At 65.1% G+C, this 13,299-nt stretch carries 14 protein-coding genes; 4 read left to right on the plus strand and 10 right to left on the minus strand.

Features of this window, described 5'->3' with window-relative positions; translation table 11 throughout:
• Nucleotides 1-154: 154 nt before the first annotated feature.
• The 3 genes from OG716_RS07680 to OG716_RS07690 all read right to left on the minus strand — a co-directional run bounded on the left by OG716_RS07680 (nucleotide 155) and on the right by OG716_RS07690 (nucleotide 3,723).
• Complete coding sequence (locus OG716_RS07680; protein WP_405136986.1) at nucleotides 155-1,006, minus strand: IS3 family transposase; 852 nt, start codon at nucleotides 1,004-1,006, stop codon at nucleotides 155-157.
• Nucleotides 1,003-1,350, minus strand: coding sequence for a transposase (locus tag OG716_RS07685; protein WP_405136987.1), 348 nt, complete (start codon nucleotides 1,348-1,350; stop codon nucleotides 1,003-1,005). Before OG716_RS07685 ends, OG716_RS07680 begins: the two co-directional genes overlap by 4 nt.
• Nucleotides 1,351-1,545: 195 nt before the next feature.
• Complete coding sequence (locus tag OG716_RS07690; RefSeq protein ID WP_405136988.1) at nucleotides 1,546-3,723, minus strand: malate synthase G; 2,178 nt, start codon at nucleotides 3,721-3,723, stop codon at nucleotides 1,546-1,548.
• Nucleotides 3,724-3,922: 199 nt separating this feature from the next.
• On the opposite strand from OG716_RS07690, the gene OG716_RS07695 reads away from it, so the two are divergent.
• From OG716_RS07695 to OG716_RS07705, 3 genes are read left to right on the plus strand one after another with little or no spacing between them, the layout of a single operon-like run.
• The gene (locus OG716_RS07695) at nucleotides 3,923-4,669 is read left to right on the plus strand and encodes an SDR family NAD(P)-dependent oxidoreductase (RefSeq protein WP_405136989.1); all 747 of its coding nucleotides are present in this window, start codon (nucleotides 3,923-3,925) and stop codon (nucleotides 4,667-4,669) included.
• Nucleotides 4,666-5,298 carry a TetR/AcrR family transcriptional regulator gene (locus tag OG716_RS07700; RefSeq protein WP_405136990.1) on the plus strand — a complete coding sequence of 211 codons (633 nt, stop codon included), beginning with the start codon at nucleotides 4,666-4,668 and terminating at the stop codon, nucleotides 5,296-5,298. Before OG716_RS07695 ends, OG716_RS07700 begins: the two co-directional genes overlap by 4 nt.
• A gap of 10 nt (nucleotides 5,299-5,308) precedes the next feature.
• The gene (locus OG716_RS07705; RefSeq protein ID WP_405136991.1) at nucleotides 5,309-6,598 is read left to right on the plus strand and encodes an acyl-CoA dehydrogenase family protein; all 1,290 of its coding nucleotides are present in this window, start codon (nucleotides 5,309-5,311) and stop codon (nucleotides 6,596-6,598) included.
• Nucleotides 6,599-6,622: 24 nt separating this feature from the next.
• Here OG716_RS07705 and OG716_RS07710 read toward each other — a convergent pair whose 3' ends face one another.
• The 5 genes from OG716_RS07710 to OG716_RS07730 form a co-directional block, all read right to left on the minus strand.
• Nucleotides 6,623-7,348: a PaaI family thioesterase gene (locus OG716_RS07710; RefSeq protein ID WP_405136992.1), complete on the minus strand. Its 726-nt coding sequence runs from the start codon at nucleotides 7,346-7,348 to the stop codon at nucleotides 6,623-6,625.
• A 138-nt stretch (nucleotides 7,349-7,486) separates the two neighbouring features.
• Nucleotides 7,487-8,254, minus strand: a complete 768-nt coding sequence (locus OG716_RS07715) for an SDR family NAD(P)-dependent oxidoreductase (protein ID WP_405136993.1) — start codon at nucleotides 8,252-8,254, stop codon at nucleotides 7,487-7,489.
• A gap of 88 nt (nucleotides 8,255-8,342) precedes the next feature.
• On the minus strand, nucleotides 8,343-9,011 hold the full coding sequence (locus OG716_RS07720) for a DUF305 domain-containing protein (protein WP_405136994.1): 669 nt from the start codon (nucleotides 9,009-9,011) through the stop codon (nucleotides 8,343-8,345).
• Nucleotides 9,008-10,585 (minus strand): LVIVD repeat-containing protein, encoded by a 1,578-nt coding sequence (locus tag OG716_RS07725; protein WP_405139575.1) that lies wholly within the window; start codon nucleotides 10,583-10,585, stop codon nucleotides 9,008-9,010. The genes OG716_RS07720 and OG716_RS07725 overlap by 4 nt, the downstream gene beginning before the upstream one ends.
• 233 nt (nucleotides 10,586-10,818) lie before the next feature.
• The gene (locus OG716_RS07730) at nucleotides 10,819-11,139 is read right to left on the minus strand and encodes a hypothetical protein (protein ID WP_405136995.1); all 321 of its coding nucleotides are present in this window, start codon (nucleotides 11,137-11,139) and stop codon (nucleotides 10,819-10,821) included.
• Nucleotides 11,140-11,465: 326 nt separating this feature from the next.
• On the opposite strand from OG716_RS07730, the gene OG716_RS07735 reads away from it, so the two are divergent.
• Nucleotides 11,466-11,858, plus strand: a complete 393-nt coding sequence (locus OG716_RS07735; RefSeq protein WP_405136996.1) for a hypothetical protein — start codon at nucleotides 11,466-11,468, stop codon at nucleotides 11,856-11,858.
• 49 nt (nucleotides 11,859-11,907) lie between these two features.
• On the opposite strand, the gene OG716_RS07740 is transcribed toward OG716_RS07735, so the two are convergent.
• Together OG716_RS07740 and OG716_RS07745 are read right to left on the minus strand one after the other, a co-directional pair.
• Nucleotides 11,908-12,075: a hypothetical protein gene (locus OG716_RS07740; RefSeq protein ID WP_405136997.1), complete on the minus strand. Its 168-nt coding sequence runs from the start codon at nucleotides 12,073-12,075 to the stop codon at nucleotides 11,908-11,910.
• A gap of 333 nt (nucleotides 12,076-12,408) precedes the next feature.
• Entirely contained in the window at nucleotides 12,409-13,293 is an 885-nt protein-coding gene (locus OG716_RS07745) for a 3-methyladenine DNA glycosylase (protein ID WP_405136998.1), read from the minus strand.
• Between the last annotated feature and the right edge of the window lie 6 nt (nucleotides 13,294-13,299).

Below are 13,299 nucleotides of genomic sequence, written 5' to 3' on the forward strand. Positions count from 1 at the left end.
TCCCCCAGCTATTCCCCTCCGTCGATATCGAATGCCGGGCCGGTCGAATGCCGGGCAGCAGAGGAGCTGAACGTTGTCCGAATGGCTTGTCCGGCAGGCTGGTTGGTGCCGTGCCTGGTTGGTGCGGCGAAAGCGATTCGAGGTGGCGTGCCCATCAAGCCGGAGGACCAGACTCCGGCAGTAGATGGTTGTTATACCACGAAACCCATTCCGCCGTCTCCCGATTCACCTCGCTCACATCCGACCACACGTACTTGTCGATCAATTCCTTCTTGAACAGCGAATTCACCGATTCCGAGAGAGCGTTATCATACGAATCACCGGTACTGCCAACAGATTGCGCGATACCCGCCTCGGCCAGACGCTCACCGTAACGCAACGCCGTGTATTGCACGCCACGATCCCCATGGTGAATCAGCGCCGCGCTCAACCGATCCCGCCGGTTCCACAACGCCATCTCCAATGCATCAAGGGCCAGTTCGGTTTTCAGAGAATCCGACACCTGCCAGCCCACGATCGCCCGCGAGAACACATCGGTCACGAACGCCACATAACAGAAACCACCCCCGCCCAGCTCCACATACGTGATATCCGCAACCCACAACTGGTTCGGCACCGGCGCACGAAAGTCCCTGTCCACCAAGTCCTTCGGACGACGATCCTCGCTGCCCGGCACCGTCGTCCGCGGCTTGCGCCGCGTCGGCACCAACCCCGCGAGACCATTCGCGCGCATCAACCGCTCCACCCGGCCACGACCCACCTCGACACCCGCACGCAGCAATTCCCGCCACATCTTCCGGGCACCGTAATCACGGCGCCGGCCACGATCAGCGGCCCGCAAACGGTGAATCTCCGCCAGGATCTCGGCATCGCGCACCGCCCGCTCCGACGGCGCCCGCTCCCGTTTCTTCGCGGCGAAGTACCTTTGCTGCCGAAACCCCAGCACGTCACAGATATCGGTCACCGTGAACCGGTCATCGGCCCGATACTCGTCGATGAACCTCACCACTTCGGCGGTGGCGGGTCCATCTCCCGGGCGAAAAAAGCCGACGCCGCCTTGAGGATCTGATTCGCCCGCTCCAGCTCACGATTGCGGGCCTCCAATTCCCGAATCCGGGCATCTTTGGCCTCCGCCGACTCCGGAACCGGCGTCGGCACCGCCTCACCGCTCCCTGCCCGCGCCGCCTTCGCCTGTTTCACCCAATGCCGCAACGCTTCCTTGTGAACCCCCAGATCACGCGCGACACGAGCCATCGCACCGCGGGCCTCACCCTGCTCACGCTCGTACTGCAACACCAGCGCTACAGCACGTTCCCGCAGCTCCTGCGGATACCTCCGATTCCCAGCCATACCGTTGATCCTCTCCAGATCCAACGGTCTCCCCCAAACCCGGGGCGGTCCAGGTTATGTGACCGTTTTCCCGTGACGCGCCGGAATCTGGGGTGATTTCCAGTGATGAACGAGGCCCCGCTCCGGGGTGTTCCGGTGCGGGGCCTCGAGTAGAAAAGAGCTGCTAGGAGCTACTTTTCAGGGGTTGACGGCACGCTACTTGCACGCCTCCTTCGCCTCCCGGCGACGGCGGTGCAGGATGGGCTCGGTGTAGCCGTTGGGCTGCTTGGTGCCCTCGAGCACCAGTTCCTTGGCCGCCTGGAAGGCGATCGAACCCGCGAAATCGGGGGACATGGGGCGGTAGTTCGAGTCACCGGCGTTCTGGTGGTCGACGACCGGGGCCATGCGCTGCAGGCTCTCGAGCACCTGCTCCTCGGTCACGATGCCGTGCCGCAACCAGTTGGCCACCTGCTGGCTGGAGATGCGCAGGGTTGCGCGGTCCTCCATGAGGCCGATGTCCTTGATGTCCGGCACTTTCGAGCAGCCGACACCCTGATCGATCCAGCGCACGACGTAGCCGAGGATGCCCTGCGAGTTGTTGTCCAGCTCCTGCTGCTTCTCCTCGGCGGACCAGTTGGTGTCCTGCGCCAGGGGGATCTCCAGGATCTGATCGACGGTGGCGCGCGGGCCGCCCTTGGCGATCTCGGCCTGCCGCTTGAACACATCCACCAGGTGGTAGTGGGTGGCGTGCAGGGTGGCGGCGGTCGGCGACGGCACCCAGGCGGTGTTGGCGCCGGCCTTGGGGTGGCCGATCTTCTGGACCAGCATGTCGGCCATCAGATCGGGCATAGCCCACATGCCCTTGCCGATCTGCGCCTTACCGGGCAGGCCGGCGGCGATGCCGGTGTCGACATTCCAGTCCTCGTAGGACTTGATCCACTGCTGCGACTTCATATCGGCCTTGCGGACCATCGGCCCGGCCTCCATGGAGGTGTGGATCTCGTCGCCGGTGCGGTCCAGGAAGCCGGTATTGATGAAGACCACGCGGTCCTTGGCGGCATGGATGGACGCCTTCAGGTTCACCGTGGTGCGGCGCTCCTCGTCCATGATGCCGACCTTGAGGGTGTTGGGCGTCAGGCCCAGCACCTGCTCGATGCGGCCGAACAGCTCGCTGGTGAAGGCGACCTCGTCCGGGCCGTGCATCTTCGGCTTCACGATGTAGACCGAGCCGGTGCGCGTATTCGACACGCGCGCTTCACCGTTCAGCGCGTGCTTGGCGATGAGTGAGGTGAGCAGCCCGTCCAGAATGCCCTCGGGAACCTCATTACCCGCCGCGTCGATGATCGCGTCGGAGGTCATGAGGTGACCGACATTGCGGACGAACAGCAGCGAACGGCCGTGCAGCACCAGATCGGACCCGTCGAGCGCGGTGTACACGCGATCGGGGTTCATGGTGCGGGTGAAGGACTTGCCGCCCTTCGACACTTCTTCGGACAGATCGCCCTTCATCAGGCCGAGCCAGTTGTGGTAGCAGAGGACCTTGTCCTCGGCGTCCACGGCGGCGACCGAATCCTCGAAGTCCATGATGGTGGTGATCGCGGACTCCAGCACGACGTCCTTGACGCCGGCATCGTCGGTCGAGCCGACCGGCGAAGCGGGATCGATCTGCAGTTCGATGTGCAAACCGTTGTGCTTGAACAGGATCGAGGTCGGGGCCTCGGGGGTGCCGAGGTAACCGACCAGCGCATCGGCATCGGCCAGGCCGATATCGGTGCCGTCCTCGAGGGTGACCTCGAGCTCGCCGTCGACAATGGCGTACCTACTGGTGCCCAGGTGCGACCCGGTGATCAGCGGCAGCGCGTCGTCGAGGAAGTTACGGGCCCACTCGATGACCTTGTCGCCGCGAACCTTGTTGTAGCCCTTGCCCTTTTCCGCGCCATTGGCCTCGGAGATGGCGTCGGTGCCGTACAGGGCGTCATACAGCGAGCCCCAGCGCGCGTTCGCCGCATTGATGGCGAAGCGGGCGTTCATGACCGGAACCACGAGCTGCGGGCCCGCGGTGATGGCGATTTCGGCGTCCACGTTCTCGGTACCGATTTGGAAATCGGCCGGTTCGGGACGCAGGTAGCCGATCTCGGTGAGGAACTGCTTGTAGGCAGCCTTGTCGTAGCCGGCGCCGGGGTTGGCGCGGTGCCACTCGTCGATCTTGGCCTGGATGTCGTCGCGTTCTGCGAGCAGAGCACGGTTACGGGGGGCGAGGTCGTTGATAACGGCCTCGGCACCCGACCAGAACGCGGCGGAGTCTACGCCGGTACCGGGAAGAGCCTCGTTCTCCACGAAGTCGTGAAGGACGCGCGCAACCTGGAGTCCGCCGACCTGAATCCGCTCTGTCATCTACTGCCTCGTTTCGAGAAAGCCGGGTGGGCTGTGATGTTCGGGAAAAAGTACGCCTGTCATGTTACTCGCGGGTACCCGCCGGGATTTCGCGGTACCGGTGTTTCGGTGTCCTGCGGCGGGTCTTGATTGTATCGCCCGGTACATTTAATGTACTGATCGGAACATTTCCGGGGTCGAGCACATGAAGGTGTCGCGCATGGGAAACACGCTGTCCGGCAAGGTCGTCGCGGTCACCGGCGGCAGCCGGGGGCTGGGCCGGGAGATGGTGCTGGCCTGCGCGGACGCCGGTGCGGACGTGGTCATCGCCAGTCGCAAGTTCGACGCATGTGACGTACTCGCCACTGAAGTACGGGAGGCATACGGGCGGCGGGCGCTGCCGGTGGCCTGCAATGTGGGGGAGTGGGCGCACTGCGAGTCCCTGGTCGAGGCCGCCTATACGGAATTCGGGCAGGTCGACGTGCTGATCAACAATGCGGGCATGTCGCTGCTGTACCCGAGCCTGGATCAGGTCTCCGAGGCCATGTTCGACAAGGTCATCGCCACCAATCTCAAGGGGCCGTTCCGGCTGTCGGCGCTCATCGGGGCGCGCATGGCCGCGGCGGGCTCCGGATCGATCATCAATATCTCCTCGATCGAGGCGGCCAAGCCCGAACCGATGGCCGTGCCCTATGCGGCCGCCAAGGCCGGGCTGGAGGCACTGTCGAGCGGGCTCGCACAGACCTACGGGCCGGCGGTGCGGGTGAACACCATTCGCTGCGGGGCCTTCGACACCGATATCGCCAAGGCGTGGCCGCAGGCGATGCGCGACTATCTCATCCAGCACAATGCGCTCGGGCGGATCGGCGCACCGGCCGACATCGTGGGCGCGGCACTGTTCTTCGCCTCCGACGCCTCGGCCTTCTGCACCGGCGCGACGCTCGCCCTGGACGGCGGGTGGCGATGACCGAGGTACCCGCGCGCCGGCGCGGACGGCCACCGGCCTCGGAATCGAATCCGGTGCAGACCCGCGAGCGGATTGTGCGGGCGGCGCTGGAACTGTTCGCGGAGAAGGGATTCCACGCCACCAGCGTCGGCGAGATCGGCGATCGGGCCGGGATTCAGCGTGGGGCGCTGTACTACCACATCGGGTCCAAGGAGGAATTGCTCTTCCAGATCCGGCGCGGTTACACCCAGCTCATGCTCGACGCCGCGGCCGGTATCGCCGAGACGAGCGATGCGCCGATGGACAAGCTGCGCAAGCTGATTCGCAGCCATGTGCGGCTCATTCTCGAACATCGCCACGAGGTCACCATCGCCCTGCGCGACGCCGGTGCGCTGACCGGCGAACGCAATGCCGATCTACAGGAACTGCGGGATGGGATCCAGCGCAGCTGGCAGCGGGTCTTCGACGAGGGTCACGCGGCGGGCGTCCTGCGAACCGCTGATCACGTCGTCACCAAAAGCGTTGTGGCCATGCTCAATATGACCAGCTCCTGGTACCACCCCGAGGGCGAGTACACCCCCGATCAGATCGCCGACATTCTCATCACCACCATCCTCGACGGTGTCACCACACCGGCCGCAATCAAGTGAAAGGTTGACCATGGCTTGGGATTTCGAGACCGACCCGGAATACCAGAAGAAACTGGACTGGGTCGCGGAGTTCGTCCGGACCGAGGTGGAGCCGCTGGATCTGCTCTACCCGAATCCGTACGACCGGCAGAACCCGGAGATCCGGGCGCTCATGAAACCATTGCAGGAGCAGGTGAAAGCGCAGGAACTGTGGGCCTGCCACCTCGGGCCCGAGCTCGGCGGACCCGGATACGGTCAGCTGAAACTCGCACTGCTGAACGAGGTGCTCGGCACCTCGCAGTGGGCGCCACTCGTCTTCGGTTGTCAGGCACCGGATTCCGGTAATGCGGAGATTCTCGCGCACTTCGGCACCCCCGAACAGAAGTCGAAGTACCTGGAGCCGTTGCTCGCCGGTGAGATCGGCTCCTGCTATGTCATGACCGAACCCACCGGTGGTTCCGATCCGACGTCCTTCAAGACCCTCGCCGTTCGCGACGGCGACTCGTGGGTCATCAACGGCGAGAAGTGGTTCAACTCCGCGGCCGCCTACGCCACCTTCCACATCGTGATGGCGGTGACCGATCCCGAAGCCGCACCGCACCAGCGACTCTCGATGTTCATCGTCCCCGCCGACACCCCCGGCCTGGAGATCGTCCGGAACTTCACCGTGCCCGGCTTCAGCGATACCGAAGGCCACCTGCGCTTCACCGATGTGCGCATCCCCGCCGACAGCCTGCTCGGCGCCGAAGGGCTCGGCTTCGTCGTCGCGCAGACCCGCCTCGGCGGCGGGCGTGTGCACCACGCCATGCGCACGGTTGCCCTGGTGCGCAAGGCCTTCGACATGATGTGCGAGCGTGCCGTCTCCCGGCCCATGCGCAAGGGCGTACTCGGTGGCCTGCAGCTGACGCAGGAGAAGATCGCCGAATCGTGGATCGAGATGGAGCAGTTTCGGCTGCTCGTCCTGCGCACAGCCTGGCGCATCGACAAGGAGCAGGACTACCGCAAGGTGCGCCACGATATCGCCGCCATCAAGGTGGCCATGCCCAAGGTCATGCACGATATCGCCCAGCGGGCCATGCACCTGCACGGCGCCATCGGCGTCAGCACCGACCTCCCGTTCGTCGACATGATGAACTACGCGCAGGTCATGGCGATCGCCGACGGCCCGACCGAGGTGCACAAGATCACGCTCGCCAAGGAGGTCCTCAAGACCTACGCGCCCGGAGATCCGGTGTACCCCAGCGGTTATCGGCCCGCGCTTCGTGAGGCGGCGCGGGATCTGGTGGCTCGCCGCCTGGAACATGCCGTCGGCAACCTGTAGGCGCCGAATGCGGTCGCGCGCGGGCTATTCCGCGCGCGGCTCGATCCACAGGGCCTCGGCGAGCGCGCACAGTTCACCCTCGGCGGTCGAAAGCGCCACGCCCACCGTGTGTTTGCGACCATCTCGGTCGATCGGCCAAGCGTGTGAGATGTATTCGGTCCCGGCGAACATCGGGCGCAGCTGCCTCGCCGTCAGGGCCGCGGTGAACGCGCCCATTCCCATCTCGGCGTAGACCCATGCGGCGATGCCGCCTGGGCAGTCGAGCGCGGACCACACCGTCTCGGGTGGCAGCTCGCCGTTCTCTCCGGCCAATCCCGCATCAGGGGTCCATGCCGCCGCCGTGACACGTCGCTCCGGGATGGCCCAGGCGAACAGGCGTAAGCCGCGTCCGGGCGGGCAGCCGACACCGCAGCCGTAGCAGTCGGTGACCCGGCGCTCGGGAGCGGAGAGTGCCCGTGCAGTCGCGGCCCTGGCCTCGGAGAGCGGCGGGGCCGGAACCGCATCGATGCTCAGCGCCGACGGTGCGGCTTCCACCAGCAGCGTGCCGTCCGGTGCGAGCAGGCTGGCGCCCTCGTCCTCAGCGATGAGCACCACCGGGGTCGACACCGGCACGGCTCGCCGAAAGTCCACCCGGAGCGTGTCCCCGGTCGCCCGCGCGGCCAGCATTCCCGCCACGTACCCGCCGAAGGCCAGGTCAGGGTATCCGTGAATATGCTCGGGGATGGTCTGCGTCTCGAGAGGAATCGTCATACTGCAGCAGTCCTCCCGCATCGCGACATTGATCAACACTTCGACGATAACGCCGCCCCGGCTTGCCGAGCACACGAGATTCGAGCAAGTGAGAAGTTCCACAGCACCGGTCGATGCGGGCCCGGCGAACGGTGCGGGTCAGCCGACGTTGGCGCTGCCGCCGTGAATGTTCATCTTCTGGCCGGTGATGTATTCGGCCTGCGGGGAGACCAGGAAGCGGACCATATTCGCAATGTCCTCGGGCCGGCAGACGCGGCCGAAGGGGGAGTTTTCGTCCAGCTTGCGAATATCGGTGATGCCGGTGACCGCCTTCACCAGGCGCCTGCCCATATCGGTGTCGACCAGGCCGGGCGCCACGACATTGACACGAATACCGTTGTCGCGCTCTTCTTTCGCGAGAGTGAACGCGAGGGCCTCGAGCGCGGCCTTGGCCATCGTGTACGGCGCGCCACCCGGTGCGAAGCCCAGGGAGGCGACGCTCGAAATCATGATGATGTCGCCGCGCGGACGCGAACGCATGGAGGGCAGGACCAGGCGGGAGACGTGATGTGCGCCCAGCGCGTGCGTGGCCATGACGCGCAGCAGTTCATCGGGATTGGTATCGGCGACAAAGCGGCCGCGGCTGGCAATGCCGGCATTGTTGACGAGGATGTCGATATGGCCGAACTCGTCGATGACGTGGTCCACCATGCGCTCGTCGTCCTCGACCGAATCCACGCTGGCCTGCACCGCGAGCGCGCGGCGGCCCAGTTTCTCGATCGCCGCGACTGTTTCGGCCGCGGCCTCTGCGTCGGAGCGGTAGTTCACCGCGACGTCCGCGCCGTCTTCCGCCAATGCCAGCGCGATGGCGCGCCCGATCCCGCGACCGCTACCGGTGACCAGCGCGACGCGTCCCTCTGAACTCATTCCGCTGACGATACCCATGGCGCACACTTTCTTTCGAGGAGGCGTCCGGGATTTCCGGCGCAGTGTCACGGTGCGCGCACTGTGCCGTTCACGCGAGCGGCTGGGCGCCGCGCTGGGCCAGCAGCAGGGTCATGATGCCCGCCTCCTGGGACTGTGCGGTGATCATGGCGCGGGCGGTCTCCTTGACCGGACCGGAGGCCACCTGCTTGTCCGCGGCCTGGGCCATGGCAACGCCGCCGCGGTGATGGCGCAGCATCAGTTGCAGGAAAAGGGTTTCGGCGGCGGAACCGCGCGCGGCGGCGAGGGCGTCGAGTTCGGCCAGGGTGGCCATGCCGGGCATGGTGACGCCTGCCGTCGATGCGGTGCCGGTGGGCATATTCATGCCCGAATGGTCAGTGCCGCCGGGCATTCCGGTGCTGTGCATCCAGGACATCGGATGCGGATTGCTGGGGGAGGCGTTGGCCAGGCGCAGCCAGCCGAGCATGGTGCCGATCTCCATGCGCTGGCTGTCGGAGATCTGCTGTGCCAGTCGGCGAATGGCCGGATCGGCGGCCGGGTCCAGGCGCTGCACGATGATCAGCGCCTGCTCGTGGTGCGCCATCATGTCCTGCGTGAAGCCGATCTCGGTCGGGTTCAACACCGGCGGCGCGGACTGCGTGTCGGGAATGATGAACGGCCGCAGCAGCATTCCGCTGACGCACAGGAGGACGGCGAGCGCGGCCAGACCGGCCGCGCGGCCCCAGCGATTGCCCGTCACGAGCCCACCACGGAATGCTGATCATCGGGCGGGGTGTACACATCGTTGCCGAGTTGCAGCACCATGAACCCGTTGTCATTGCAGCTGGTCCAGAGCTGGCTGCCGTGCCATTCGGGCGGGGCGAAGCACCAGTCGGTGGACAGATCACCGAAGGCGATCTCACCGGTGCGCGACGAAAGCGCCTGGGTGGGATCGAATTTGCCTTCCAGGATGGCCCGAGCGGCGGCGGGGAACTGCAGCAGCGGGACACCGATGATCGAAGCGAGCGCATGCGGGGAGTTCCACAATTCGAGATTCCGGCCCTTGCGTGCCGGCGGGTTGTAGTAGGCGATCTCCTTGGCGTGGAACGGATCACGCACATCGAAGACGCGGATGCCGGACTCTTCCCAGCCGCAGGCCAGGGCCGTCGGATTATCCGGGCGGTCGGCCGCGCAGTAGTGCGCGTCGTAGGAGAACACCGAACCACCCATGGACGAGGCCATCCCCGAATCCAGGTTCTCCTGGAGTTCGATCTGCAGTTTGATCTTCGAAACGACCTTGGGATTGGTGTCATCGGAGATATCGATGAGCTTCACGCCGCCGGCACCGGCCTCGTCCACCGTGAACAGGAACGGCTTCCCGTCATAGGTGACCGGAATGCTGTGCTGGGTCGCGATGCCGTCCGTCCAGAACACCCGGCCGATGTGATTGACCTGCGGATTCGGATCGCGCCGCTGGACCGCGCTGATATCGAGGGTGGTGAAACCGCCCAGCGCCGAGAGATACATGCGATTGCCGTCGGGGCTGATGCCGAAGCCGTGCGCTTCGATACCGGTGAGGCCCTGCCAGATCACGTGCGGATTGGCCGCATCGGTGAGATCGACCGCGCTCACGAAGCCGGGCGCGATGCCGGAGGCCCAGTAGGTATTGCCGTCCGGTGAGAATCCGCCCTCATGAGTCGTGATCGGCAGCGGCATGAGCAGATTCGTGCCCGCGCCCGCATTCAGCAGTCGCGGATGCGCGCAATCGGAGATGTCGTAGACCGACAGATACCCCGCGCCCTCACCGACGGGAACACCGGTGCCCACCAGGAGCTTTCGCACCGGATTGACCTTGAGCGACTCCCAGGTGCCCGCGAGCATGGCGGGTTCGGTGAGGTTTCCGGTCAGTACCGGATTGGCCGGATCGGAGACATCCAGGACCTGTACGCCCTGCGCGGGCCCGAGAATATTGCCCGGGAACATCGATCCGGTGTACGAGCAGTGGTCATAGGTGGCCGAGGTGATGCCCGCGCCGCGGCCGACATAGCCGCCCACCAGCGACATATTGCACCGATAGCCGAGCGTGCTGCGGCCGCTGTTGCGATCGTCGGCGGGCACATCACCCTGCATGCCGGTCTCCGGCAGCGAGTCCGGGCCGCAGTCCGCCCGCGGTACCGATGTCCGCCCCACATCGAAGAACTGCTGTACCTGATTCTGGATATCCGATTGCAGATCCGCCTGCGCGCCGGTCACCGGGAGCATGGCTCCGCACATGAACGCGGCCGTCAGCAGGATCGCCGGTTTGAACCGCCGTACTTCCGAGAACCGCCACATTGCGGTGCCCCCCATTCCCTCAGAGCAGCTATGCCGATGACCAGCAGCACAGTCGGATGTCCGGTGTGGTCTCGGTTACATCTCGGAACCGTAACCCATGAACTGACCGCTCGGTAGGGTTCGCCACGGAAATCAAGATCACCCGCTCGAATTGGCGGATTCTGTCAAACACCCGGCGAATAGGCGACCGCCGCCGACCTGCCCTGCATCCGCCCCCATCCGCAGCGGCCGGGTCAGTATTCGGTCTGCTCCAGCGCGTACTTGCGCAGTCGGCCCTTGATCACGGCTATCAGGGTGAGGATGAAGCCGGCGCCGATGCTCGTTATGACGAACGAGATGAGGAAGCATTCGATCCAGATCGAGCGGGGGCCACCGTATTTCGCATTGGGGGAGTTCCAGATGGTCGCACCGGCGCTGTGCACGATCAACCCGCCGAGCGAGAGCGCGATCAACCAGTTGATGAAAACGAACAGTCTCGCGGTGAAGAAGACAATCCGCTGATTGGGTGTCAGCACATACCTGTCGTGGGTCCAGTCGTGCGAATGGTCTTCCACTTCCTCCCGTGGTTCCCGCTCGTACGGTTCCCTGACTGCTGTTCGAGTGCCATGTGGCTGACGCGTCACTAATTGCTCGCTCTCACTTCAGATCTGCCCGTGTGGAGACGTGCCATCTCCGTCTCCGGAGCCTTCGGTTGTCGGTCGACATGAGACGTCCCAACCTGATCGCTCCCGAGTGAGTCCGAGGATCGTATCCAGCGCAACGGCTTTCGTGTGTGGACTCGCAATAATGCGGGAGATGCCACATTGTCGCCGCATCGTCGGGGGTGTGATGATCTTGATTGGGGGCAGGACGTCTCTTCGGGTTCTACAGAGAAGAAAACATGCGAACACTGATTACGGTTGCAGTTGCCATCGCGGTAGCGACTGGGGGCTCGGCGGCAACGGCCGACGCGGGAGTGAATGAGGAAGCCGCATTGAAGGCGGCACTCGCCGACGGTCGAGGGCACATTGCCGAGCGGTACTGGGTGTACGGCTGGGTGACTACCCCGGGTGGTCCCCGGGAAAGCTCTTTCCATGCGTACCTGACCGCCGATGAGAGCGCTGATCCCGAAGCGGACGGGACGCTGGTGACGGTTGATTTTCCTGCGTGGAACAGAGGACTTCAGCAGGGCGACGTGTTCCATGCGGAGGTATCTATCGTCGGGGATGGATATGACGGTCCCAATGTCTTGATGGGCTCGCTGGAAAAGCCCGAGGTTGTCGGTCACCACTAGCTGAGGCAGCTGTGCGCCTGCTTCCAGCGGGCAGCGCGGGTGCGGGCAGCTACGGCTGTCCGCACGCCGCCTCGTTCGGCGCGTCTACTGCTTCGACAACGTGGCGACCTGGATGTGCGGCCAAGTCGATACTGCGGATATCGCCGGTGCCGGTGCGGACGTCCAGGACGGTGGTGTGGGTGACCGACTGCTCTTTGAGCGCATCGGTGAGTATCACGGAGGGGTCGCGGAGGGCCTGTTCCGGAATGCCGGGCGGCAGTTGCGCATTGGCCGGGAGGGGGGTAGCCGCCGCCGAAGGTCAAGCCGACGGGTGTGCTGTCCAGCGCCGTAATATCCGGTGCCCCCTGGGTATCCGGCACTGTCGCGCCCTGCGCGAGTAAGGCGTCACCGTGTGGAATGGTCGACATGCGCACGACGGTCGCGTCCACTGCCGGAGTGGTGGTGGCAGGCACGAACAACCACATTCCGGTCTCGACGTGCAGCGCCTCATTGTCTGCGCCGATTGGTGGTGAAGTTCCTCCCACAGGCCAGAGCGCTACCGCACGGTGATTTACGCCACGTCTATCAGCGCCCGGCAGGTGGTCAGCAATCGTTGGCGGAGGGTCTCGCCACGGGCGGCGATCTCGACCTGGCGGCGGACGTATTCAGCACGGCCCGAGGGGGTTTCGATCCGGATCGGCTCGTAGCCGTATTCGGAGAGGTCGTAGGGGCTGGCCTTCATATCGAGTTCGCGTGCGGCGCAGGCCAGTTCGAAACAGTCGAAGAGCAGGTCGGATGCGATCAGGGGTGTGAGTTTGAAGCCCCATTTGTAGAGGTCCATCGTGGCGTGCAGACAGCCGGGTTGCTCTCGGTGCTCCTGGGTTTCGCGGGTCAGGGGCTCGATATTGAGGGGGATCGCTTCGGGGGTGAAGAAGCGGAAGGCGTCGAAGTGGGTGCAGCGCAATTGCATTGATTCGACGACCGCGTCGGTGCCCGCGTGGCCGAGGCGGAGGGGGACCTGCTGGTGGCGGACGTCGTCGGTGCGGTAGACCATGGCCCACTCGTGCAGGCCGAAGCAGGACAGTTGAGCGGGGCGGGTCGCCGTGGCCGAGAGCAGGCGGGCGACGAATTCGATGGTGTCGCGGCGCTTCTGGAGGAAGGCGGGGTCTGCCGTCCATGCGACGGTGGCGGGGGAATCGCCTGGAACCCGATGGTAGCCACGGGCTTCCGAATAGTCGGCACCGTCGGCGAGCGCCATTCCGAAGCCGGGATGCCAGCGTCTGAGCTGTGCGGGCTTATTGCCGTAATAGGTGAACAGGAAATCGATGACCGGGTGTTTGGACCCGGCGGCCCGCTGCCGGAGATACGGGCCCACCAGCGCGTCCACTCGCTCACGGTGTGCGGCTGCTCGCGCCCGCCAGTCGGCGGGCGCGAGCACTGGGAGATCGGCAAGCACGTTCAG

Origin of the sequence: Nocardia sp. NBC_01388 (assembly GCF_045040085.1) — a bacterium.
In the GTDB taxonomy this organism is placed as follows: Bacteria; Actinomycetota; Actinomycetes; order Mycobacteriales; family Mycobacteriaceae; genus Nocardia.